Annotated in this window: 20 protein-coding genes; 4 read left to right on the top strand and 16 right to left on the bottom strand. The window is 61.6% G+C overall.

Annotated features, from left to right (window positions below):
• Positions 1–285: 285 nt before the first annotated feature.
• Both JNO50_RS05130 and JNO50_RS05125 read right to left on the bottom strand, forming a co-directional pair.
• On the bottom strand, positions 286–3,135 hold the full coding sequence (locus JNO50_RS05130) for an adenosylcobalamin-dependent ribonucleoside-diphosphate reductase (protein ID WP_189532247.1): 2,850 nt from the start codon (positions 3,133–3,135) through the stop codon (positions 286–288).
• A gap of 118 nt (positions 3,136–3,253) precedes the next feature.
• Positions 3,254–6,574, bottom strand: a complete 3,321-nt coding sequence (locus tag JNO50_RS05125; protein ID WP_189532245.1) for a DUF748 domain-containing protein — start codon at positions 6,572–6,574, stop codon at positions 3,254–3,256.
• Between the two features lie 87 nt (positions 6,575–6,661).
• Here JNO50_RS05125 and earP point away from each other — a divergent pair, with 87 nt between their 5' ends.
• Both earP and efp read left to right on the top strand, forming a co-directional pair.
• Complete coding sequence (gene earP, locus JNO50_RS05120) at positions 6,662–7,774, top strand: elongation factor P maturation arginine rhamnosyltransferase EarP (protein WP_189532243.1); 1,113 nt, start codon at positions 6,662–6,664, stop codon at positions 7,772–7,774.
• 44 nt (positions 7,775–7,818) lie between these two features.
• Positions 7,819–8,385: an elongation factor P gene (gene efp, locus JNO50_RS05115; protein ID WP_189532241.1), complete on the top strand. Its 567-nt coding sequence runs from the start codon at positions 7,819–7,821 to the stop codon at positions 8,383–8,385.
• 61 nt (positions 8,386–8,446) lie between these two features.
• Here the strand turns inward: efp and zapE are convergent, their stop codons facing one another.
• The 12 genes from zapE to cmk form a co-directional block, all read right to left on the bottom strand.
• Positions 8,447–9,607 (bottom strand): cell division protein ZapE, encoded by a 1,161-nt coding sequence (gene zapE / locus JNO50_RS05110; protein WP_189532240.1) that lies wholly within the window; start codon positions 9,605–9,607, stop codon positions 8,447–8,449.
• A 23-nt stretch (positions 9,608–9,630) separates the two neighbouring features.
• Positions 9,631–10,527, bottom strand: coding sequence for a cysteine synthase CysM (cysM, locus tag JNO50_RS05105; RefSeq protein WP_189532238.1), 897 nt, complete (start codon positions 10,525–10,527; stop codon positions 9,631–9,633).
• An 84-nt stretch (positions 10,528–10,611) separates the two neighbouring features.
• The gene (locus JNO50_RS05100; RefSeq protein WP_189532236.1) at positions 10,612–10,812 is read right to left on the bottom strand and encodes a hypothetical protein; all 201 of its coding nucleotides are present in this window, start codon (positions 10,810–10,812) and stop codon (positions 10,612–10,614) included.
• Positions 10,813–10,925: 113 nt separating this feature from the next.
• A complete protein-coding gene (gene rfaD, locus JNO50_RS05095; RefSeq protein ID WP_189532234.1) occupies positions 10,926–11,921 on the bottom strand; it encodes an ADP-glyceromanno-heptose 6-epimerase in 996 nt (331 codons plus the stop codon).
• Positions 11,922–11,938: 17 nt separating this feature from the next.
• The gene (gene rfaE1, locus JNO50_RS05090) at positions 11,939–12,901 is read right to left on the bottom strand and encodes a D-glycero-beta-D-manno-heptose-7-phosphate kinase (RefSeq protein ID WP_189532232.1); all 963 of its coding nucleotides are present in this window, start codon (positions 12,899–12,901) and stop codon (positions 11,939–11,941) included.
• An 8-nt stretch (positions 12,902–12,909) separates the two neighbouring features.
• Positions 12,910–14,229, bottom strand: a complete 1,320-nt coding sequence (locus JNO50_RS05085; protein ID WP_189532230.1) for a UDP-glucose dehydrogenase family protein — start codon at positions 14,227–14,229, stop codon at positions 12,910–12,912.
• Entirely contained in the window at positions 14,226–14,972 is a 747-nt protein-coding gene (gene pyrF / locus JNO50_RS05080) for an orotidine-5'-phosphate decarboxylase (RefSeq protein WP_189532228.1), read from the bottom strand. Before pyrF ends, JNO50_RS05085 begins: the two co-directional genes overlap by 4 nt.
• A 20-nt stretch (positions 14,973–14,992) precedes the next feature.
• Positions 14,993–16,153 (bottom strand): lipopolysaccharide assembly protein LapB, encoded by a 1,161-nt coding sequence (lapB, locus tag JNO50_RS05075; protein ID WP_189532227.1) that lies wholly within the window; start codon positions 16,151–16,153, stop codon positions 14,993–14,995.
• A gap of 33 nt (positions 16,154–16,186) precedes the next feature.
• Positions 16,187–16,477 (bottom strand): LapA family protein, encoded by a 291-nt coding sequence (locus JNO50_RS05070; protein WP_189532225.1) that lies wholly within the window; start codon positions 16,475–16,477, stop codon positions 16,187–16,189.
• 138 nt (positions 16,478–16,615) lie between these two features.
• Complete coding sequence (locus JNO50_RS05065; RefSeq protein WP_189532223.1) at positions 16,616–16,942, bottom strand: integration host factor subunit beta; 327 nt, start codon at positions 16,940–16,942, stop codon at positions 16,616–16,618.
• An 8-nt stretch (positions 16,943–16,950) separates the two neighbouring features.
• Positions 16,951–18,645: a 30S ribosomal protein S1 gene (rpsA, locus tag JNO50_RS05060; RefSeq protein ID WP_229804550.1), complete on the bottom strand. Its 1,695-nt coding sequence runs from the start codon at positions 18,643–18,645 to the stop codon at positions 16,951–16,953.
• A gap of 100 nt (positions 18,646–18,745) precedes the next feature.
• Positions 18,746–19,414: a (d)CMP kinase gene (gene cmk, locus JNO50_RS05055; RefSeq protein ID WP_189532221.1), complete on the bottom strand. Its 669-nt coding sequence runs from the start codon at positions 19,412–19,414 to the stop codon at positions 18,746–18,748.
• A gap of 144 nt (positions 19,415–19,558) precedes the next feature.
• Here cmk and aroA point away from each other — a divergent pair, with 144 nt between their 5' ends.
• Positions 19,559–20,845 (top strand): 3-phosphoshikimate 1-carboxyvinyltransferase, encoded by a 1,287-nt coding sequence (gene aroA / locus JNO50_RS05050; RefSeq protein ID WP_189532219.1) that lies wholly within the window; start codon positions 19,559–19,561, stop codon positions 20,843–20,845.
• Between the two features lie 4 nt (positions 20,846–20,849).
• Here aroA and JNO50_RS05045 read toward each other — a convergent pair whose 3' ends face one another.
• Entirely contained in the window at positions 20,850–21,347 is a 498-nt protein-coding gene (locus JNO50_RS05045; protein ID WP_189532217.1) for a GNAT family N-acetyltransferase, read from the bottom strand.
• A gap of 152 nt (positions 21,348–21,499) precedes the next feature.
• On the opposite strand from JNO50_RS05045, the gene JNO50_RS05040 reads away from it, so the two are divergent.
• Positions 21,500–21,985, top strand: a complete 486-nt coding sequence (locus tag JNO50_RS05040; RefSeq protein ID WP_189532215.1) for a pyrophosphohydrolase domain-containing protein — start codon at positions 21,500–21,502, stop codon at positions 21,983–21,985.
• On the opposite strand, the gene JNO50_RS05035 is transcribed toward JNO50_RS05040, so the two are convergent.
• Complete coding sequence (locus JNO50_RS05035; RefSeq protein ID WP_189532213.1) at positions 21,927–22,811, bottom strand: prephenate dehydrogenase; 885 nt, start codon at positions 22,809–22,811, stop codon at positions 21,927–21,929. The two genes, JNO50_RS05040 and JNO50_RS05035, sit on opposite strands and share 59 nt — an antisense overlap.
• Between the last annotated feature and the right edge of the window lie 22 nt (positions 22,812–22,833).

Here is a 22,833-nt window from a genome sequence, read left to right as displayed (position 1 = left end):
TGACACCACGCGTGGCCACCCTACCGGATTCTGGACAGGCAAGCGTTCAGGGAAGTTCAAGGGTGAGAGAGATGCGCGATTTTGTCAGAACGATATGGGAAACCCACTCGTATCTGATGTCCGGGGAACAAGCACAGCAGAAACAAGAAAATGGCATTGCCAGGATAATGAAAGAGACGTGCGAAAAAGGAAACGCCGTACTGCCGCCGAGAGTCTTTCCAAAAGAAAAACTCCGCCATGAAGACGGAGTCCGGCTTTGCAATCACCTGAGAATAAGTGGCAATATCACCCGCATGCCCCGACATGCCCGCATGCGGTGCAGAACTCGCACCCATCGCGCTTGATCAGGGCGTGGTTTCCGCATTCCGGGCACGGCTTGCCGCTCGTCAGGGCAAGCATCCGGCGTTCGCCGCCACCGAACAGATCTCCCTGCTCGGGCACCATCACGCCCATTTCCTCGACAGGAAATCCTTCTTCGGTCAGGATACCGAGCATGGCGAAACGGTGGATGATCAACCGCGCCACGTATGCCACTGTGGAGGGCCAGCTCTGGGATTTTTCGCTATCGGGAATCCTCGCGAAAAAGTCCCCCTGCGGCTCGGCATAACTGAGCAATTTGCGCAGTTTCATGCCGATCCACGCCGGGTCGATCACCCGCATGTCGAGACTGAGCATTTTGCACAGCCCGTCCAGTTCCCGCGGGTAACGCCCGGCCATCCAGGCCGAATAGGGCCGGCGCTGTCCGTTGGGCAACACCAGCTCCTTGAGGAACAGCACGAAATCGTCGGAGGTTTGCGGATTCACGACATCCACGGACCAACTCATGGTGCCGTCCGCTCCGGATTTCGGTTCCTTGCGGGCGAACAGCGCATCCATGACGGGCGTCGCCTCGCCGTCGGGCAACGCGAGACTGCCCAGCGCCTCGGCGCGATAACGCACGATCCGCGCCAGAACCGCGGCGGCACTGCTCGCGTGGAAGGTTTCGTCCCCGATGAACACCTCGTAATGCTTGTCGCCCTGGGTATGGGACAGCGATTCGAGCTTCAGCGCAAGCCAGGCTCGATCCCGGCAGCGCATGTCCATCGACAGGGTTTTGGCCACGGCGCCCAGGCCTCGCGGCTGTTCATTACCGTTGACCCAACATTCGAACGCGTGTGCCCGCCCGTTTTCCACATGACCGACGAACACGGCGAAATTTCCGCTCTCATGCTCCACCATGAACGTCCAGGATGGATTGCCATCCTTCAGCCGCGGGCGGTGTGGCCATTTGAGACTCGCCAGCGCGGGACTGGGCGCGCTGTTGAGCGCGATACGCCGATCCGGATCCAACTCCTGGCTCGCGGCCAGATCCTGCGGAGTCTCCCGCTGAGGTTCAACGGACAGCACCGAACCGATCACCGAGTTGGGGCGGTACGTGGTAATGCCTTTCAGACCCGCGCGCCACGCCTCGAGATAAAGGTGCTCGAATTCGGTGAACGGATAATCTGCCGGCACATTGACCGTCTTGGAAATCGCCGTATCGACGAACGGAGCCACCGCGGCGGCCATACGCATGTGGTCAAGCGCGCTCATGTCCAGCGCCGAAACAAAATACTCCGGAAGATGCGAGGTATCGCCGAACGTCAGCCGGTAAAGACGATAGGCATGATCCTCCACCAGGTATTCCTGCGTGGAACCGTCAGCCATGCGTTTCTTGCGCGTATAGAACCAGGAAAACGGCGGTTCGATGCCGTTGGACGCATTATCAGCGAAAGCCAGCGAAATGGTCCCGGTCGGGGCAATCGACAGCAAGTGGGAGTTGCGGATCCCGTGCCTCCGGATCCGCGCCTTGACGGCATCGGGCAAACGGCTCGCGCAATGCGGTTCGGCAAGATAGCGCTCGGCATCGAACAGCGGAAAGGCTCCCTTCTCGATCGCGAGATCCACCGAGGCATCGTAGGCGGTATCCCTCAGGGTCCTGGCGATACGCGCCGCCATCTGCCGCCCCTCTTCGCTGTCGTACCTCAGGGTCAGCAGAATCAGCGCATCGCCAAGTCCCGTGATGCCAAGACCGATACGGCGCTTGTTCATCGCCTCCTGGCGCTGCATTTCAAGTGGCCAGACCGTGAGGTCCAGCACATTGTCGAGCATGCGCACCGCCTGTCTGGCGACTTTGGCGAAAGCGTCGAAATCGAATGAGGCCGATTCACTGAAAGGATGACGGACAAAACGGGTCAGGTTGATGGATCCCAGATCACAGCAACCGTAATCCGGCAGCGGCTGTTCTCCGCACGGGTTGGTGGACTCGATGGTTTCGCAGTAACTCAGGTTGTTGTCCTGATTGATCCTGCTCATGAACAACACGCCCGGCTCGGCATGATCGTAGGTGGACTGCATGATGTCGCGCCAGACATCCTTAGCGCGCAAACGCCGGTACACCCACAGGCCATCCTCTCGCCGGTACGCATCGGGGAAGGCGTCGGACGAGGGCTCCGCCTCGTGAGCGAGCTCCCAGTCCCCATCGTTTTCCACGGCGGCCATAAAGGCATCCGAGACCCCGATGGACATATTGAAATTGCGCAGGTCGCCCTGGTCCTTGGCATGGATGAAATCGAGGATATCGGGATGGTCGCAGTCGAGAACCCCCATCTGCGCGCCGCGCCTCGCGCCCGCCGATTCGACCGTCTCACAACTGCGGTCGAACACGCGCATGTACGATACCGGTCCGGACGCCCGGCTGTCGGTGCCCTTGACGCGGGCGCCGCGCGGGCGGATCCGGCTGAAGTTGTAGCCGACCCCGCCGCCACGGCGCATGGTTTCGGCCGCTTGCAACAATGCTTCGTAGATTCCGGGTTTCCCCCCCTGCTCCTCGCTGACCGAATCGCCAACCGGCTGGACAAAGCAGTTGATCAGCGTGGCCCTCAGATCGGTCCCCGCCGCGGAATTGATGCGGCCACCCGGGATGAACCCCTCTTCCAGGGCGGTATAGAAGGCTTCCTCGAATTGTTCCGGCTGTTTTTCCGGAGAGGCCAGCGCCCCGGCTACCCGGCGCCGCACCTCGGCGGCGCTCGATTCGCCATTCTTGGCATATTTCTCCAGCAGGACTTCTCGGGAAATGACTTGCTCGTCGAGCAGGCCCGGAAAATTCAGATTCATTGCATTCGCCTCCGGCCTTGGATAATTCCACAACATATGGAAATCAAGGCCATGTATTACACTACATAGTGTAATGCATGGCCTTGACCGATATCAAAGAGAAAAATGCCGGAAATGTTTACAAAGATGGCCTCGGAGCCGTTCCCAACTCCAGTTTCAGTGGTACGCCGGCCTCTTCGGCACGGAGCTTCGCGGGGGGAAGAACCGTGACCCGGGATGCCAGCTCCGGATGCGTGCCCAGCAGAAGTTTGTGCGCCGCCGCCACTCTCTCGTTCGCCAGTTCGGCAAGATCCGACGAAGGTATCGACTCGCGGGAAATCATTTCTTCACGCAGCTGCCGCGCAAATGCCGCTCCGGACGGCGCAGAGGGCGACAGGCGCCGGGCCAGCAGTGTCAGACGTCCGACCCTGGCGGCGAATACCGTCCTGACCGCCTCCTGAGTCTCGGTAGCGGATACATCGGGTTCCGGCAGCGGCTCGGAATGGGCCGGACTGAAACCCTGGACTTTCAGGATGGCCCGGTCGACGCGCGCCCGCGCCATGGCACGCAGATCGACGGAATCATCATAGCCGCCTCCCAGTTGCAAAGACAGCTGCGGACGCCGCGCGAGCATCTGCCCCAGTTCCTCAAGTTTCTCACGCTCGGGAGGAGCCAGCCCGGCTTCGCCGGGAACAAAGCGAATCGTGTCAAATCCTTCCTTGCCCAGCAAAGCACCCAGAGCCCTGAAAGGGGCCGTGACAACTTTGCGGATAACATTGCCGATCGCCTGCCACACCAGATGGCCATAACTGAAGCTCGGATCATTCAGATTGCCATGCACGGGTACGTTCAGGTCGATACGCCGGTCACTATCCTCCAGAACAGCGACCGCCAACCGCAACGGCAACCGGGAAACGCCTGGCGCCGTCACCTCATCGCCAAGACGGATGGACTGGATGACTATCCGGTTGTCGCCGTCCAGCCGTTGGTCTTTCATCGTGTAGTGAAGTGTTACCCCCAAGCGGCCATCTTCAATCTTCCAGCCGGCAAAGTTCATGGAGTACGGATTGAGCGAGTTCATCGGTACATTGCGGAACACCAGCGAAAACTCGGAGTTGTCGGCGGCCTTGGTCGGGACAAGCCGCCCGCGAACCTTGACATCGCCATAGCGATCCACCCCGCCATCCAGCGTGACAACTCCCGAATGGCCGGGTTCATTGGAAAACCCGGTCAAACTGCCGCGCAAATGATGAATCCGGGACGAGAAGGCCGGTTGCATGCTGTGGTCGGCGAACTCGATGTCACCCCGGGCGATATGAATCGCCTTGACCCGGATCGCGCCGGGGCCGGCATCTGTTGCCGCCGGGGCGGCGTCTTCCCGGACGGGAGCCTCAGGCCGGCTCAAAAGACGAGCCAGGTTGAGCTTGCGGTTTTCCTCGATGGTCAGGCGGGCCTCCGGCTGCTCCAGAAGCACATCCGAAACCGACCAGACGCGCGAAGCCGGACGCAGATCCAATCCTTTCGCTTTGAGCGAACGCCATCCGACCAGCGGTTTTGCCACACCCTTTTCGTAGAGATAGACCGAATCCGCCGAGGCCTCTCCCCGAACCACCAGCGCCTTGTCGCGGCCGGCCGAAATATCGAGCCGGGTTGCCAGCGTCCCTCCCGCCAGCCGCAACGGCTTGCCGGACAACACATAGGGCGCGAACAGGGCGAGCGGAACGGAACGGGTCTTGACCACAGCGTGCAGGCTGCCCTGCTCAGGCCGAAGCATGCCCTCCACATCGACATTGCCACCGCCAAGCATCCCGGTCAGGCTGTACGCGAGCTGCCCGTCGTCATCGGAAAGCAATTGTCCCGTCATCCGGTTCAAATCGACAGAAAGCGGCGACGGCAAGCTCTTATCGGTCAAACGCACCGCCCCGTCCGCCAGGGCGACATCAGGAAGCACGACATTCCAGCCTTTCGCGGCATCGGTATTGCGCGCCCTGGCTCCAGGCAAGGGAACGCGCCGCAGATCGTCAAGGGTTTCGAGGCGGCCGGCCGCATTTCTGAGCATGGAGACAGACAAGCCGTTGAGCGTCACGTTACCAGGAGCGATCTGTCGGTCCTTTTCCCGTATGTCGCTTTGCGATACCGACAGCTCATCGAGCCTGAACCAGGGATCCCGCCCCGCCGAGGCCAGAGACAGACCGGCCAGTCGCGCTGTCATGCGGTTCAGCGATATCCCGTCGTCCGGCGTCAACTGCAAACTGCCGGTCAGCGATGCGATACCGGTATCCAGAGTCAGCGGTTTGACAAAACTTTCATCGGTCACATTCAGGTGCCAGCCTTCCGCCGTAATATCGGCGACACGGAATTTCCAACCGCCTCCCCCGGATGGAGACGATGTGAGGGCCGGGCCGGGCTTGATCGCCGCCTGCCAGTCGATGCGTCCGGACCGGTCGCGGCGTGCGTTAAGATCGCCTCCCATCAGCCGGGCGCGCTTGAAGAACACCGATTGCTTTGCCAGATCGAAAATGCCGTCCTCGAGACGGAAAGTCTTCAGCGCGGCCATGGAGCGGCCATCCGGCGTTTCCGCCTTGAAGTCTGCGAGCGAAACCGTCAGGGGACTCAATGTCAGTTTCGGTTTGGCGCCGCGCAAGCTCAAATGGTACGTGGCCTCCGCGCTCAAGCGTCCTCGGGGAGCCTTGATCGCCAGCTGGCTGCCAAGATACGGCCACAGATCGGCAACGGGCAGCCCTTCGATTTTCGCTTCGCCGAAAGAATCGAACGGTTGCAGGTTCAGTGTGCCGTGCCAGGCCAGCCGCGTGCCGTCCGGCATTCCCGCCGTCAAGGCATAATTGCCATCCCGGGCTTGGGTGGACAGGTTGACGAGATTCAGAGTGAGTTCGCCGACATGCCAGTCCGCTTCGCCGTTCGGCGCGCCAAGATCGGTGGCCGCGATCGCGGCATGCCGGATATCCAGCTCATCGACGATGACCGATGGCGTCGTTCCTGAATCGGCGGCATCCGGTCCGGCGGCATCCTGCAGGAAACGCGCCAGATTCCAGGAGCCATTCCGTTCGCGGCGCAATGTCAGGCGGGGGGTATCGAAGGAAAAGGATTTGGCGCGCCATTGCCCGACAAGCAGCGCGGTCGGCGTTGTATTCACCGCGACACGTTTCGCGGAGAACAGCAGTGAGCCGTCCTTGTCGCTCAAGGCCACCTGCTCGAGCCTGAGCGTCATCGACCATGGTTCCAGAGAAACCTGTCCGAGCGTCAGATGCCGCCCGAGCGAGGCCACATAGGCCTCCGCCCTGCTCCGTATCAGGTCGGGAACGAAGACGGCCAGAGCGGCCATGGATCCCGCCCACACAGCCAGGAGGGCGCACAGCGTTACCGCGCAACGGCGTAGCAGGGAACCTGAAACAAATTTCATGATGTCCTTTTTCGACAGATCGGCAGAACTGCCTTGCATGATACCTCCTGGGCCCCCGCCAAGCCATGACGACAATGCGTCAGGTAATGGTAAACTTGCGCCACGTATGACTTCCCTTCTTGCACCATGCTAGCCACGCCAGCCCTGAACTGGGACATCTACTGTAAAGTCATCGACAATTTCGGCGACATCGGAGTCACCTGGAGACTGGCGAAGCAACTGGTCCGAGAGCACGGCCACTCGGTGAGGCTCTGGGTCGACGATCTGGCGGCCGCGCAACCCCTGATCCGCGACCTGGATCCCGGTCTTGCCGACCAGACATGCCAGGGAATCCGGTTGATGCGCTGGGACGACACGGCCAGCGACGCGGTACCCGGCGATGTGGTCGTGGAGGCCTTCGCCTGCGATCTGCCCGAATCGGTGCTCGATGCGATGGCGGCGCGCCGCCCCGCGCCGGTGTGGATCAATCTCGAATACCTGTCGGCCGAAGACTGGGTGGAGGGCTGCCATGGCATGCGGTCGGTCCATCCCGCGCGCGGTCTCGTGAAAACATTTTATTTCCCCGGATTCGGTCGGGCCACGGGCGGACTGCTGATGGAGCGGTATGTGCCCGAAGCCGTGAGACTTGCCCAGGCGAGCCGCCAGCCACCGTTCGATGTCCTGAACGTCAGCCTGTTCTCCTACCCCAACCCCGCGCTGGCCAGCCTGCTTCAGGCCTGGCGGGAACACGAAAGTCCGATCCACTGCCGCATCCCCGAAGGCCGTGTGCTGGAAAGCCTCGAACCGCTGCTTGGCACCAAACTCCGGCCCGGCGAGCGTCTGGCGCAGGATGCCCTGACGCTCGAAATCCTGCCGTTCACCGACCAGGAAGGTTACGACAGAATCTTGTGGAACAGTGATTTCAATATAGTCAGGGGAGAGGACTCCTTCGTTCGGGCACAATGGGCCGAAAGGCCGTTTCTGTGGCACATTTATCCTCAGGAAGACGATATCCACCTCGTGAAGCTCGATGCCTTTCTCCGCCGCTATACCACAGGGCTTTCGCCGGACGCGGCGGCGGCGCTGATCGAGGCACAGCAGTGCTGGAACCGGTCGGCGTCGATGTCCTCCATCTGGCGCGCCATGTCGGTTCATCTGCCGGAACTGGCCATGCACTCACACCGCTGGGCGGCCTTCTTGCGGGAAAACGGCGATCTTGCGGGGCGACTGGTGCAATTTGTGCAAAACCAGATACAATAGCCCGTTTTTTTACGGAAAACGTTTTCCAAACAGGACTTTGAGCAATGAAAACCGCACAGGAACTCCGCGCAGGCAACGTCTTCAAGATCGGCAACGATCCGATGGTCGTGCAAAAGACTGAATACAACAAGTCTGGCCGCAATGCCGCTGTCGTCAAGATGAAGATGAAAAACCTGCTGACCGGCGCCGCCTCCGAAGCCGTGTACAAGGCTGACGAAAAGTTCGACGTCGTCGTTCTGGATCGCAAGGAGTGCACCTACTCCTACTACGCCGAACCCATGTACGTTTTCATGGACAGCGAGTTCAATCAGTACGAAGTCGAAGCCGACAACATGGGCGAGACCCTGAACTTCATCGTCGACGGCATGGAAGACGTGTGCGACGTGACCTTCTATGAAGGCAAGGCGATCTCCGTCGAACTGCCGACCACCATCGTTCGCGAAGTCGAATACACCGAGCCCGCCGTTCGCGGCGACACCTCCGGCAAGGTCATGAAGCCCGCCCGCCTGAAGGGCACCACGTTCGAAATCCAGGTTGCGGCTTTTGTGGAAATCGGCGACAAGATCGAAATCGACACCCGTGATGGCGGCGCGTTCAAGAAACGCGTCTGACGCGATTCTTTGTCGATCCGAAAAGCCTGCTCTCCCGAGCAGGCTTTTTCTTTGCCGGTTCTTAAAGCGCCACGCTGCGGGAAGGATCCAGCTGGAATTGGTCAACCAGATGCGGCAAAGCCAGATAGCTTTGCGACTGCATTTCGGTCAAGCGGCTTGCCGTACGAAAAAACTCCCCGGACTGCACCCCTTCCGTATACAGCCCCTCCGCGTCGACGGCGGCGGATGCCACCAACTTCACCCGATGGTCGTAAAACACATCGACAAGCCAGGTAAACCTCCGGGCCTGCGACGCATCGCGAGCCTCCAGCTTCGGGATATTGGAAACGAACACGGTATGGTAATCGCGGGCGAGTTCCAGATAGTCGGTTTGCGCGCGGGGTCCGTCGCAAATCCGGTCGAAATCGAACCAGATCACGCCATGCACGTGACGGCGCGCATGAAGCGTGCGCCCCAGCACGGTCAACTCGCCAGGCAGCGGCTCCTGCCCTCCCGCCAATTTGTCGAACAGCGCGGACATGCGTAAATCGGCGGCCTCGCCGGCCGGTACCATGAACAACGGTTCTCGTGTCAGTTCCCTTAAACGGTAATCATTGCCGCCATCCACATTGATCACCTCAAGGTTCGACTTGAGCAAATCGATCGCCGGAAGAAAATTGTGGCGCTGCAGCCCATTAGGATAAAGTCCGTCCGGGGGATAATTTGAAGTCATTACCATGACCACCCCACGTGCGAACAGCGCCTCGAGCAGGCGGGAAAGTATCATCGCATCGGCGATATCGCTGACGTGGAACTCGTCGAAACACAGCAACCGGGTGGTTCTGGCGATGCGATCCGCGACGGTGACCAGGGGGTCGGGCTCCTTGCTGAGCGATCCCAACTGGCGATGAATCTCCGCCATGAAATGATGGAAATGCACCCGTTGCTTGCGCTGATAAGGCACGCAAGTAAAAAAAGCATCCATCAGGAAACTCTTGCCCCGTCCCACGCCTCCCCACAGATAAAGGCCGTTAGGCACCTCGGGGCTGCGCAGGCTGCGCCCGAGAAAACGGTTGCGCCGCTGCTTGAAATCCACCAGCGCGTGCCAGAGCGTGTCGAGCCGTTCGATGGCCCGGGCCTGGGCTTCATCGCGGATGAAACCGTTCTGCGCGAGCGCCTGTTCGTACCAGTCCCTCGGACTGAGCGTACCGTCCGAGACGGGAGTGAAGACATGCTGAGCCATGAAGGTTCGCTTTTGCTGACGGTTTAACGGTCCGGGAAGGCAAAGAGCCCGGTCGACAGATAACGGTCGCCACGGTCGCAGACCACGCTGACGATGACGGCATTCTCCACTTCGGCCGACACTTTGAGCGCCGCCGCCAGCGCGCCCCCCGACGAGGGTCCGGCGAGAATGCCTTCTTCGCGGGCGAGGCGCCGCGCCATGGTTTCCGCTTCGCTCTGCGACACCTGCATCAGCCGGTCCAGCCGGGAAAAATCGCAAATGCGCGGAAGGTAAGCGTCCTCCCATTTGCGGATCCCGGGAATCTGGCTACCCGGTTCCGGCTGCACCCCGACGATGACGATGTCCGGATTCCGGCTCTTGAGGTAACGCCCGGTACCCATAGCGGTTCCCGTGGTGCCCATGCTCGACACGAAGTGGGTAACCCGTCCTTCCGTATCCTGCCAGATCTCCGGTCCGGTGCCCTCTTCGTGCGCACGCGGATTGTCTTCGTTGCCGAACTGGTCAAGGATACGGCCGACACCTTCGGCCTCCAGGCGCCGCGCCTCGTCGATCGATCCGGGCATGGAGCGGGACGCGGGTGTCAGGATGACCTCGGCGCCATACGCGCGCATGGTCTGCACCCGCTCCGCGCTGGAGTTCTCGGGCATGACAAGAATCATCCGGTAGCCCATCATGGCCGCAGCCATGGCCAGCGCGATGCCGGTATTGCCGCTGGTCGGTTCGATCAGCGTGTCGCCGGGCCGGATCTCCCCGCGCTCCTCGGCGCGACGGATCATGGACAGGGCGGGACGATCCTTGACCGAGCCGGCGGGATTGTGGCCTTCCAGCTTGACCAGAACCACATTGGAGGTCACGCCAGGCAGGCGCTTGAGGCGCACGAGCGGAGTGTGACCGACGAAATCTTCCAGGGTTTTGTACACGAGCGTTTCTCCGATGGAAAACGGATTATACCCCTGTCGGTCACCGCGACGACATGCCCGTGCGATCGTATGCCCGCCTGCGGCTCATGCCGCTCTTGGCCGGTCGCGCATCGGCAGCGGTACCGTTCCTGCCCGCCAGAGCCGGTGCATCCCGGATCGCCTGGCGATCCCCCCCGATGGCATCGCGCCGGTCGTATGGCCGGACAGACGCTCGGAGCCGCCGCGTGCCGTTTTCACTTTCCCGCCCAGCGCGGAGTCCTGCAAGGAAGCGACGATGGAAGCCATGGTTTCCCCGGAGAAAAATCGATCACCGGAGAAGATTAATCGGGAAGGGCGGCAACGGGCATCCATAAAACGCCCATTGCCGAAAAGATCGGGACGGAACGTCCCGGAAGGTATCACCGGCTCATCAACCAATCGACATAGCGGCCGACACCCTCTTCGACCGTCAGCATCGGCTCGGTGTAACCGGCATCGCGCAGCTTGCCGATATCCGCCTGGGTAAAGCTCTGGTATTTGCCCTTGAGCGCATCCGGGAACGGGATGTATTCCAGGATACCCGCCTCGATCATCGCCTCGCGCGTCAATGGCGGCTGACCTTCATGGCGACGGCAGGCGTTCACGGTGCTGACCGCCACGTCGTTGAATGGCTGGGAACGTCCGCTGCCCAGATTGAAGATACCCGACAGGTCGGGGTTGTCCAGGAAAAACAGATTGACCTTGACCACATCCTCGACGGACACGAAGTCTCGGCTTTGCTCGCCGTCTCCCCAGCCGTCCCATCCGCCGAACAGGCGAACCTTGCCGTGTTCGCGATACTGGTTGAAGTTGTGGAAAGCCACGGAGGCCATTCGTTCCTTGTGCTGCTCGCGGGGGCCGTACACATTGAAGTAACGGAAGGCGGCGACCTGAGCGGTCAACCCGTCCGCCATGCGACGGCGCAGAACCTGATCGAACAGGAACTTGGAATAGCCGTAAACATTCAGCGGGCCTTCGAACTCGCGCTCTTCGCGGAACACCTCGCCCTTGCCGTAGGTCGCGGCGCTGGAGGCGAGCAGCAGCGGAATTTCTTCGTCCTGACAAAACTCGAACAATGTCATGGTGTACTGATAGTTGTTTTCCATCATGTACTTGCCATCATGATTCATGGTGTCCGAGCAGGCCCCCTGATGCAGGATGGCATCCAGGCTGTCATCGAAATCGCCGGCTTCGATGCCCGCGATGAAATCGAGCTTGTCGATGTAATCGGCGATCTCGCAATCGACAAGATTGCGGAACTTGTCGCCGCGGGTCAGATTGTCGACGGCGATGATATCGGTGATGCCACGCTCGTTGAGTCCCTTGACGATATTCGAACCAATAAAGCCGGCTGCGCCGGTAACGACGATAGTCATGCGAATTCCTTCATCTGTCAGGCCGCGAACAGCTCCTGCCGACTGCACACCGCGGTTCCCAGTTTGGCCACCACGACGCCGGCCGCGGCATTGGCCAGCGACATGGCGGCCGGCATGGGCAGGCCTGCCGCCATCATCAGGCCCAGCGTGCCGATCACGGTATCGCCGGCGCCCGACACATCATACACTTCCCGCGCCAGCGTCGGCTGGTGCAACGCGCCATCCTGGGTGAACAGGGTCATGCCCTCTTCGCTGCGCGTCACGAGCAGGGCATCGAGCGCCAGTTCACGGCGCAGGGCATCCGCCTTGCGCACCAGCTCCTCTTCGCCCTTCCAGCTGCCCGCCACTTCGCGAAACTCACTGCGGTTGGGCGTCAGCAAGGTGGCGCCGGCATATTTCGCGTAATCGTCGCCTTTGGGATCGATCAACACCGGCTTGCCATGACGGCGCGCCGCCTCGATCATTTTCGTTACGTGGGCGAGGCCGCCCTTGCCGTAGTCGGACAGGATGACGACATCGTGCCCATCCACCGCCGCCTCGAACGCATCGAGCGAATCGGCCAGCACCTCGTGGCTCGGCGCGTCTTCGAAATCGAGCCGGATCAACTGTTGCTGCCGGGCCACGACCCGCAACTTGATCGTGGTCGAAATCGAGGCGTCGCGGCGAAACTCGGTGCGCACGCCGTCGGCGCGCATCAGCGCTTCAAGCGCCCGGCCCGGCTCATCGTCGCCCACCACCGACAACAGGGTCGCCTGCCCGCCGAGGCTGGCGATATTGCGCGCCACATTGGCGGCGCCGCCGGCGCGCTCCTCGCTGCGGTCAATGCGGGCGACCGGCACCGGCGCCTCCGGCGAAATGCGGTTCACATCGCCAAACCAGTAACGGTCGAGCATCACATCGCCCACCACCAGCACCTTGGCCGCCGCCAGCCTGGACGACAGCGTCTCCGGGGTCAATCCCCAGTTTTCAAGCACACTCATACCGGTCTTCAGCGTCCGATCGCCAGATAATCGAATCCCAATCCGCGCACCCAGGCCGGATCGTACATATTGCGTCCGTCGATGATCACCGGCGCTTTCAGACGCGCGCGGATCTGTTCGAAATCGGGGCTGCGGAACTGCTTCCATTCGGTCACGATCAAAAGGGCGTCCGCGCCGTCCAGGGCATCCATCATGTCCTCGGCGAAATCCACGCCAGCGACGTCCTCCAGCACCCGGCTGGCCTCGTGAGAGGCGACCGGGTCGAAAGCCGCAACGCTCGCGCCGCGACGGACAAGCTCGCGAATGATCACCCGCGACGAAGCCTCGCGCATATCATCGGTATTGGGTTTGAAGGCCAGGCCCCAGATCGTGAAACGGCGCCCGGAAAGATCCTCGCCGAAGCGGGCGACGACTTTGTCCACGAGACGCAGCTTTTGGGCATCGTTCGCCGCTTCCACGGCGGCAAGGACACGCAGCGGATGGCCGTTTTCCTTGCCGATGCTCACCAGGGCCTTCACGTCCTTGGGGAAGCACGAGCCGCCGTATCCGGCGCCGGGATACAGGAAGTGATAGCCGATGCGCGGATCGGAACCGATGCCACGGCGCACAAGCTCGATATCGGCCCCCAGTGTCTCGGCGAGGTTGGCCAGTTCGTTCATGAACGAAATGCGTGTGGCCAGCATGGCGTTGGCCGCGTACTTGGTCAGTTCGGCCGAGCGCACATCCATGAACAGGATACGGTCGTGGTTACGCTGGAACGGGGAATAAAGGCGGCGCATCACGTCGATCGCCCTCTCGTCCTCGGCGCCGACCACAACACGATCGGGCTTCATGAAGTCCTCGATGGCCGCGCCTTCCTTGAGGAATTCCGGATTGGACACCACGCTGAACGGAATGTCCGCGCCGCGCCGGGCCAGGGTCGCGGCAATGGTATCGCGGACCTTGTCGGCGGTGCCCACCGGAACGGTGGATTTGTCGACCACCACCTTGTAGTCGTCCATGTGCTCGGCGATGTTGCGGGCGGCCGCCAGAACATACTGCAGATCCGCCGAGCCGTCTTCGTCCGGGGGCGTACCCACGGCGATGAACTGGATGTCGCCAAAAGCCACCGACTCCGCCACATCCGTGGTGAACGACAGGCGGCCGGCTGCCACGTTGCGCTTGACCATTTCGTCAAGGCCCGGCTCGTAGATAGGGATACCGCCCTGGCGCAAGATGGCGATCTTGGCCGGATCGACATCCAGACAACACACCTGGTTGCCCATTTCGGCAAGGCAGGTTCCGGTTACAAGGCCCACATAGCCGGAGCCGATAACGGTGATTTTCATGAGTGTTCAGCCTGATAAAGGGAAATGTCGCGATTGATCTTGTAGAGCACGTCAAGCGGGGCGTCAGCGCGGGTGATCGGCCTGCCGATCACCAGATAATCGGCGCCGGCGGCCAGGGCCGACACCGGCGTCATCACGCGACGCTGGTCGTCGGCCGCGCTATCGGACAGCCGGATTCCCGGGGTCACCAGCCGGAACGCAGCCCCCAGCTCGCTCTTGAGCAAGGGCGCTTCCAGGGCGGAGCACACCACGCCGTCCAGACCGCAATCGCGGGTCAGGGAGGCAAGGCGCAGCACATGCTCGGCAGGAGGAACGGCGATGCCGACTTCGGCCAGATCGCCCGCCTCCATGCTGGTCAGCACCGTCACGGCGATCAGCAAGGGTCGCTGGCTGTAATGCGCCAGACCCTCGCGAGCGGTTTCCATCATGCGACGCCCGCCGCTGGCATGCACATTCACCATCCAGACGCCGGACTCGGCGGCCATCTTGCAGGCCTGGGCGACGGTATTGGGAATGTCGTGAAACTTGAGATCCAGAAACACCTGAAACCCCCGGGCGACCAGCGCGTCGATCAGCGAGCGGCCCGAAGCGGTGAACAGCTCCTTTCCCACCTTCACCCGGCACTGGGATGGATCCAGACGCGCGGCGAACGCCAGCGCGCTGTTCGGATCGGCGAAATCCAGCGCCACAATCACGGGCGACGTCGTGGTGGAGGCAAAACCAGGGGCGGCAAGTGGGTTCATTCAGGAGTCCTGTGTCTACATCAATGGGTTTCGGATCGGTTCGGGGTAAAACTTTCCCATTCGCCGCACGCGGGGCAATGCCAGAAAAAAGCGCGCGAACGGAAATTGCAGCACTTGCACCGGTGCATCAAGAGACGCAGCGCATGCTTTTGCAGCACGGCCCGGGCCACCTCGGCGTCCATGCGGCCCTCCGGCGACATCCCCGTCATTTGCGCCTCGATCAGACGATACACGCCGGACAGGGTGGGACGGGCATAAACGCTTTCGCGCGCCGCTTCCAGCGCCCTGGCTTCGCCCTCGTAGGTTGCGATCTTCTGGTAGAGCAGATCCGTCAGATCCAGCTGCGGGAAGGTCTTCTGATAACCGCGCAGCAAGGCGATCCCTTCGGCCGGCTTGCCCAGTTTTTCATAGGCGTCGAACAACCGTTCGGCCGCCATGCTCAGGTATTCGTAATTCTGGTTCTCGATGCCCTGCCAGGCGTCGATCGCTTCTTCGTAGCGCTCCTCGGTAAAGGCGATATCGCCTTTCAACAAGTTGGCGCGAACACATTTTCGATTGGCATGAAGAGCTTTGTCGACCAAGTCGCGCGCCACCTCGAGGTTGGAGCGGAACAGCTCACCCTGGGCCAGCTCACAGTGGAACTGGGCAACCTCGTGCTGGAACGAATGGGCATCGCTGCGCAATGCCCGGGCCGTGTCGATGGCCTTGCTCCAGTCGCGGTCCTGCTGGTAAATGTTGAGCAATTCGCGGCGCGCGTTCAACGCCATATTGCCATCGAGGAGTTTCAGGAGGATTTCTTCCGCCCGATCGACCAGTCCCGCCTTGCGAAAATCCCTCGCCAGCTCGAACAGCACGCTGTCGCGATGTTCGGCGGGCAAGTCGCTCGAATCGAGCATCGACTGGTGCAGACGGATGGCGCGGTCGTTCTCGCCCCGCTTGCGATAGAGCTTGCCGAGTGTCATCGGCAATTCGAGCGAGGACTGCTGGGCCCTCGCCACTTCGGCCAGCGCTCGCGCCGCCACATCGGTTTTATCGTCGACCAGGGCATCGAGCCCGCGGAAAAAACCGGCGGGAACACTCTTGGCCTGTGTCAGTACGGCGCGCATGTCCACGCGCGCGGCCAACCAGCCCAGCAGGAAAAAGGCTGGCAAGAGCAGCAGCCACCAAAGATCCAGATCCAACAGGATATCCTTTCAGAGTCCCACGCTCACCGGTCAGTCGGCGATGGCGTCGCTCGGGTCGGAGAGCACGCGCGATGCGTTCTTTTGTCTGAGCTCCTTTTTCAGGCGCCCAAGCTCGCGTCGCATCCGCAGATAATAGGTGAAGGCCGCCATCAGGCCGACAGCGGCGCCCGCCACGAAAAACAGCAGCAGGAAAACAATCAGCGGCGCATTCCAGGATTGTCCGAGAAACAGCCGGAACTCGACATTATGGCTGTTCTGCACCGTAATGGCGACGAGCAGGATGAGCAGGACGATTTCAACAATCCGCACGAGATAGCGCATGATCAATTCCTGGTTTGAAAGTGCCGGAGTGCAAGTTTAAACGAATGAGGCCGCCAACCCAAGTCACATCTCGGAACCCGATAGAAAAAGCGCCGCGTAAACGCGGCGCCCGGTTACTCACAGATTAAGGCAGAGGAGCTAAAGAACCACCTTGATGCCGGTCTCCGCCATCAGCGACAGATCGACACGTTCGCGCAGTTCCTTGCCGGCCTTGAAATGCGGCACATATTTCTCAGGAACGGAGACGCTGTTGCCTGACTTGGGGTTGCGGCCGACACGCGGCGGACGGTAGTTCAGATCGAAACTTCCGAAGCCGCGTATCTCAATGCGCTGCCCCCGGGACAAGCTGCCGGCCATCGCATCCAGAATGGTTTTGACGGCCAGCTCAGCGTCCTTGTAGACCAACTGAGAATTGCGCTCGGCAAGTCTGTCTGCCAGCCTCGCAATCAGCTCAGACTTGGTCATGGCGCCCCTTACTCGTTGCTACCGGAGGACAGCTTCGCCTTCAGAAGCGCGCCGAGGTTGGTGGTACCGGCAGACACGTTTTCGGACTGCAGGCCCTTCAGGGCGGCGTTTTCTTCCTGGGCGTCGCGAGCCTTGATCGACAGGCTGATGGAGCGGCTCTTGCGATCCACAGCGATGATCATGGTTTCGACTTCGTCACCTTCCTTCAGGTGGGTGCGAATGTCTTCCACGCGGTCGCGCGAGATTTCGGAAGCGCGCAGATAGCCTTCAACATCGCTGTCGAGCAGGATGACTGCACCTTTGGGATCGATGGCCTTGACGGTGCCCTTGACCATGGAGCCCTTGTCGTTCATGGCGACGAAGTTGTTGAACGGATCGCCTTCGAGCTGCTTGATGCCCAGGGAGATGCGTTCCTTCTCGACGTCGATCGACAGGACAACGGCTTCGACCTCGTCACCCTTCTTGAACTTGCGAACGGCTTCTTCGCCGGCTTCGCTCCAGGACAGGTCGGACAGGTGAACCAGACCGTCGATGCCGCCCGGCAGGCCGACGAACACGCCAAAGTCGGTGATCGACTTGATCGCGCCCTTGAGCTTGTCGCCCTTCTTGAAGTTCTGGGCGAATTCGTCCCACGGATTGGCCATGCACTGCTTCATGCCCAGGCTGATACGACGGCGGTCTTCGTCGATCTCGAGGATCATGACTTCGACTTCGTCGCCAACTTGAACAACCTTGGACGGATGAACGTTCTTGTTCGTCCAGTCCATTTCGGAAACGTGCACCAGACCTTCGATACCCTGCTCGATTTCCACGAAGGAACCGTAGTCGGTCAGGTTGGTCACCTTGCCGAACAGGCGGGTGCCCGACGGATAGCGACGGGACAGGCCGACCCACGGATCCTCGCCCAGCTGCTTGAGGCCGAGGGATACGCGGTTCTTTTCCTGATCGAACTTGAGCACCTTGGCTTCGACTTCGTCGCCGACGGCGAGGACTTCGGACGGGTGCTTGACGCGGCGCCATGCCAGGTCGGTGATGTGCAGCAGACCATCGATGCCGCCCAGGTCAACGAACGCACCGTAGTCGGTGATGTTCTTGACGATACCCTTGACGACGGCACCTTCCTTGAGGGTTTCCAGCAGAGCCTTGCGCTCTTCGCCCAGGGTCTCTTCCAGAACGGCGCGACGCGATACGACAACGTTGTTGCGCTTGCGGTCCAGCTTGATGACCTTGAATTCGACCTGCTTGTTTTCGTACGGGGTGGTGTCTTTCACCGGACGCACGTCGACCAGGGAGCCCGGCAGGAACGCGCGGATGCCGTTGACCATGACGGTCAGGCCGCCCTTGACCTTGCCGCTGATCAGGCCGGACAGGATCTTGCCGGATTCGAGCGCCTCTTCCAGCTCGATCCAGGCCGCCAGGCGCTTGGCCTTCTCGCGGGACAGCTTGGTTTCGCCGAAGCCGTTTTCCAGGGCATCGATAGCGACGGTAACGAAATCGCCAACGGCGACTTCGACTTCGCCCTTGTCGTTCTTGAATTCGTCGACGTTGATGAGGGATTCGGACTTCAGACCGGCATTGACGGTTACAAAGTTGGAATCAACCGCCACGACTTCGGCAGTGATCACTTCGCCCACGCGCATATCGTGAAGGGTCAGGCTTTCTTCGAACAGCTGGGCAAAGTTTTCCATAGCGAGGGTAGTCATTAAGATTACTCACACGTGCATCCCCGACTTCGGGATGCGGGGTTGAGGGTTGAACACTGGGCGGAGCATGCTGTGATGCACAAACCGCCCTGACAAAAAATCACAAACCGGATGACCGCCGACTGGCGTACCACTGAGCGACCTGGTCGACAGCCTCGTCGATTGTCATGGCAGAGGTATCCAGCAGCATGGCATCCGGCTCTTGACGCAAGGGCGCCACCGCCCGGGCCGCGTCACGCGCGTCCCGTTCAATGATGTCCTGCGTAATTTGTGCGAGGTTAGCAGATTCTCCCTTGCCGATCAACTGCTTATAGCGCCTATCCGCGCGAACCGCGGCGTCCGCGGTCAGAAACACCTTCAGAGCGGCATCGGGGAAGACCACCGACCCCATGTCGCGTCCGTCCGTGACGAGGCCTGGTTCGACGGCAAATGCCCGCTGTCGCTCGAGAAGCGCGGCGCGTACTTCGGGAAGGGCGCCCACTTTCGACGCGCCGTTGCCGACCTCTTCGGCACGCAACGCGTCGGACACATCATCGCCTTCGGCCACGATGCGCCCTCCCGTGAAACGCACCGGCAGCGTCAGCGCAAGCGAAGCCAGCGCCGCCGCGTCGTCCAGCGCAACCCCGCGGCGCAGGGCAAGCAGCGCCACCAGGCGATAGAGGCTGCCGGAATCCAGGTAATGGAATCCGAGCCGGGAGGCCACCAGCGAAGCCACGGAGCCCTTTCCCGATGCGGAAGGGCCATCCAGGGTAATGACGGGTACGGTCATGATCGATCGACTGCTTGTAATTGAGACAGCCCGCCAGTTTACCAGAAGCGCGGACGTTGCTCCGAGCCGCGCGTTGCGCGAAGTGGCTTCGGGTTGTTAGAGTGTGATCAGACCCAGAACCTCTCAAAAGACACTCCGAACGCCATGGAACAATTGACTCTCCCATCCGTCGCCGGTCTGGCCGGCGACCTGACCCTCCCGGGCTCCAAAAGCATTTCCAACCGCATCCTGCTGCTGGCCGCCCTGTCGCGGGGAGAGACCCTGGTGCGCGGCCTGCTCGACGCCGACGATATCCGTTACATGCTCAAGGCGCTGACAACGCTCGGTGTCGGCATAACGCAACACAACGAAAGCCGGGATTTTCTGGTGCGCGGTGCGGAAGGTCGCTTCCCGGCCCGCCAGGCGGAGCTTTTCCTGGGCAACGCCGGCACCGCATTCCGTCCCCTGACCGCCGCACTGGCGCTTGGCGACGGGCACTACGTCCTCGACGGCGTGCCGCGCATGCGGGAGAGGCCGATCGGCGATCTGGTCGATGCCTTGCGCCTTGCCGGCGCGGACATCCGCTACACGGGCATGGAAGGTTATCCGCCACTCGCCATCGCACCGGGCAAAAAAGTGGAGCGCGCCGAGATTCCGGTCAGGGGCAACGTGTCCAGCCAGTTTCTCACCGCCTTGCTGATGGCGTTGCCCCTGTGCGGGCGCGAATGCGTGGTGACCGTGGAGGGCGAGCTGATTTCCCGCCCTTACATCGAGATCACCCTCAATCTGATGCGGCGCTTCGGCATTGAGGTCGTTACGCTGGATGCGCAACGTTTCCTCGTTCCGGCCGGCAGCTACCGGTCTCCCGGCGAGATCCGCGTGGAGGGCGATGCGTCCAGCGCCTCATACTTCCTGGCCGCCGGCGCGCTGGGGAAAGGACCGGTGCGGGTTCACGGCGTCGGCCGCGACAGCATCCAGGGCGATGTGCGCTTCGCCGAGGCGCTCGCCATGATGGGCGCGGAGGTGCGCCTGGGCGACGACTGGATCGAGGCGTCGGGCAACGGGCGGCTCAAGGCCATCGACGCCGACATGAATGCCATCCCGGACGCGGCCATGACACTGGCCGTGGCGGCGCTGGCCGCCGACGGCACCACAACGCTGCGCAATATCGCCAGTTGGCGGGTCAAGGAGACCGACCGCCTGACCGCCATGGCCACCGAGCTTCGCAAACTCGGCGCGATCGTGGAGGAAGGGGCCGACTTCCTGAGCATCACGCCGCCGGCCAGGCTGATTCCGAATGTCGCGATCGACACCTATGACGATCACCGCATGGCGATGTGCTTCTCGCTGGTGAGCCTGCTTGGCGTGCCGGTCACCATCAACGATCCGGGATGCGTCGCCAAGACCTTCCCCGACTATTTCGACCGCTTCGCCGCGCTGCGCGGCCGGTGACGGATCAGACCGGCTCGGCTTCGGCCTGCGCATCGATGCGCAACGCCATGTCGCGCCGGTATTTCACGAAGGCCCGCTTGACAGCGCCGGTGAATCCGGCGGCCTCGAAGAAGCGATGAGCGTCATCCCGTTCTCGACCGCTCATCAGCATCATTTTCGAGCAATCCGAAGCCAGGCAAAAAGCCTCGGCGTGCCTGAGCAGGAGCGAACCGACACCCTTGCCGCGCAAGGCATCGTCCACCACCACATTTTCCACCACACCGAACGGTTGACGCCCGAACATCGCATCGGCGCACAGCGCGACCAGCGCGGTGCCGCACACCTCGCCCAGGTACTCGCACACGAAAAGCCTGGCATTGGCATCCTGGCCCAGGCTGGCGATGCGGGCGGGCAACACTCGCACACCGGGATTTCCCGTCAATTGGGTATACAGTTCCGCGATACGATCGGCATCGTCAGGTTCCGCCTGACGCACAACGAACTCCGGCAAACCATGGCTCATGGTAGCGCTCCCGGCAAGTAAAAACACAGAATATGCATTTTTCAAATCCATGAGCATGGTACACCGATACCCGTCATCGTGCTTGGCGCGGGTTCGCCACATGAGATCCGCATCCGGTACACTGCGACGAATAACCATCGGATAGTGATGCAATGAGTGATTTTTTCGCTTTGCGCCGTGACTTCATGCGGCGCTTTGACATGCCGGTTCCCGCACAACCCGGTCATCGGGAAACAACGCTGGCGATGTGGGAAACCATGGTCGGGGAAGAATGGCGGGAGTTCACCGATGCCCTTGCCGCCTTCAAGGACATGGCCGCGTCTGGCGATGAAGCGACCAGAGTGGAGGCGATGGCGGAACTGACGGCCGAAGGCGTGGATTTGCTCAATGTCCTGACCGGTCTGCTCCTCTCCCAGGGCATGCCCGTCGAGGCGATGACCCAGGCCATTCACGAAGCCAACCTGCGCAAATGTCAGGATGGCAAGGTCGTCAAACGCGCGGACGGTAAAATCCTGAAACCTCCCGGCTGGGAGCCCGCTGACAAGCTCGCGGTCATCGCGCACGCGCTGCGCTCGCCGCTCACCCCTTTTTCAGAAACGACTGATACCAGTTGTGGCGCGCCTCCCGAGCGCGGGTAAAACGTTCGGCAAGGGCCCCGCCCTCGCCGCGCTCGATCTCCAACACCATCGCGTCAAGCGCGGAGCGATAGGCGGACAGCTCGCCAAGCAGGGCGTCCCGGTTCGCGAGGGCGATATCCCGCCACATTTCGGGAGAGCTGCCGGCAATGCGCGTAAAATCGCGGAATCCTGTCGCCGCGAAATCGAAACGGGTCCGCGCATCCGGCATACCCGCAATCATGTCAACATAAGCGAAGGCCAGAAGATGGGGCAAATGACTGACCGAGGCAAAGACGGCATCGTGTCCGGCCGGCGTCAGGCAGTGCAGGTGCGCGCCGCAGGCCTTCCAGAGCGCGGCAACGCGCTCGCTGGAATCCGCATCGCTTTCAGGGAGCGGCGTCAGGATCACATCGCGATTCTCGAACAGGCCATAACGCGCGGCGGCGGCGCCCGACATTTCCGCGCCGGCAATCGGATGGGCCGGCACACACCAGCGCAAATGCGTCGGCAAGCAGGCGCGGAACAGCGCCACCACATCGGATTTGGTACTGCCCGCATCGGTCACCAGCGTACCTGCCGCCAAAACGGGCGCCATCGCCCGCAGCACGCGCTCCATCTGACCGACCGGAGTCGCCAGAAAAACAACGTCGGCCTCCGCGGCCGCCTCGGCGGCATCACGGGTAATCGCGTCAACCACGCCCAATTCCAAGGCACGCTCCAGGTTTTCCAGGCTGCGGCCCACGCCGACAACCCTCTCCACCAGACCTGCCTTTTTCAGCGACAACGCAAACGATCCGCCGATCAACCCGACACCGACGACCGCCAAGGTCTTGATTCCCTGCGGCACAACACGTCCCCCTCGCAAGTTC

Source organism: Paludibacterium paludis (assembly GCF_018802605.1).
In the GTDB taxonomy this organism is placed as follows: Bacteria; Pseudomonadota; Gammaproteobacteria; order Burkholderiales; family Chromobacteriaceae; genus Paludibacterium; species Paludibacterium paludis.
Note: the sequence above shows the minus strand (reverse complement) of the source record. Positions and strands in the feature narration are given on the sequence as shown.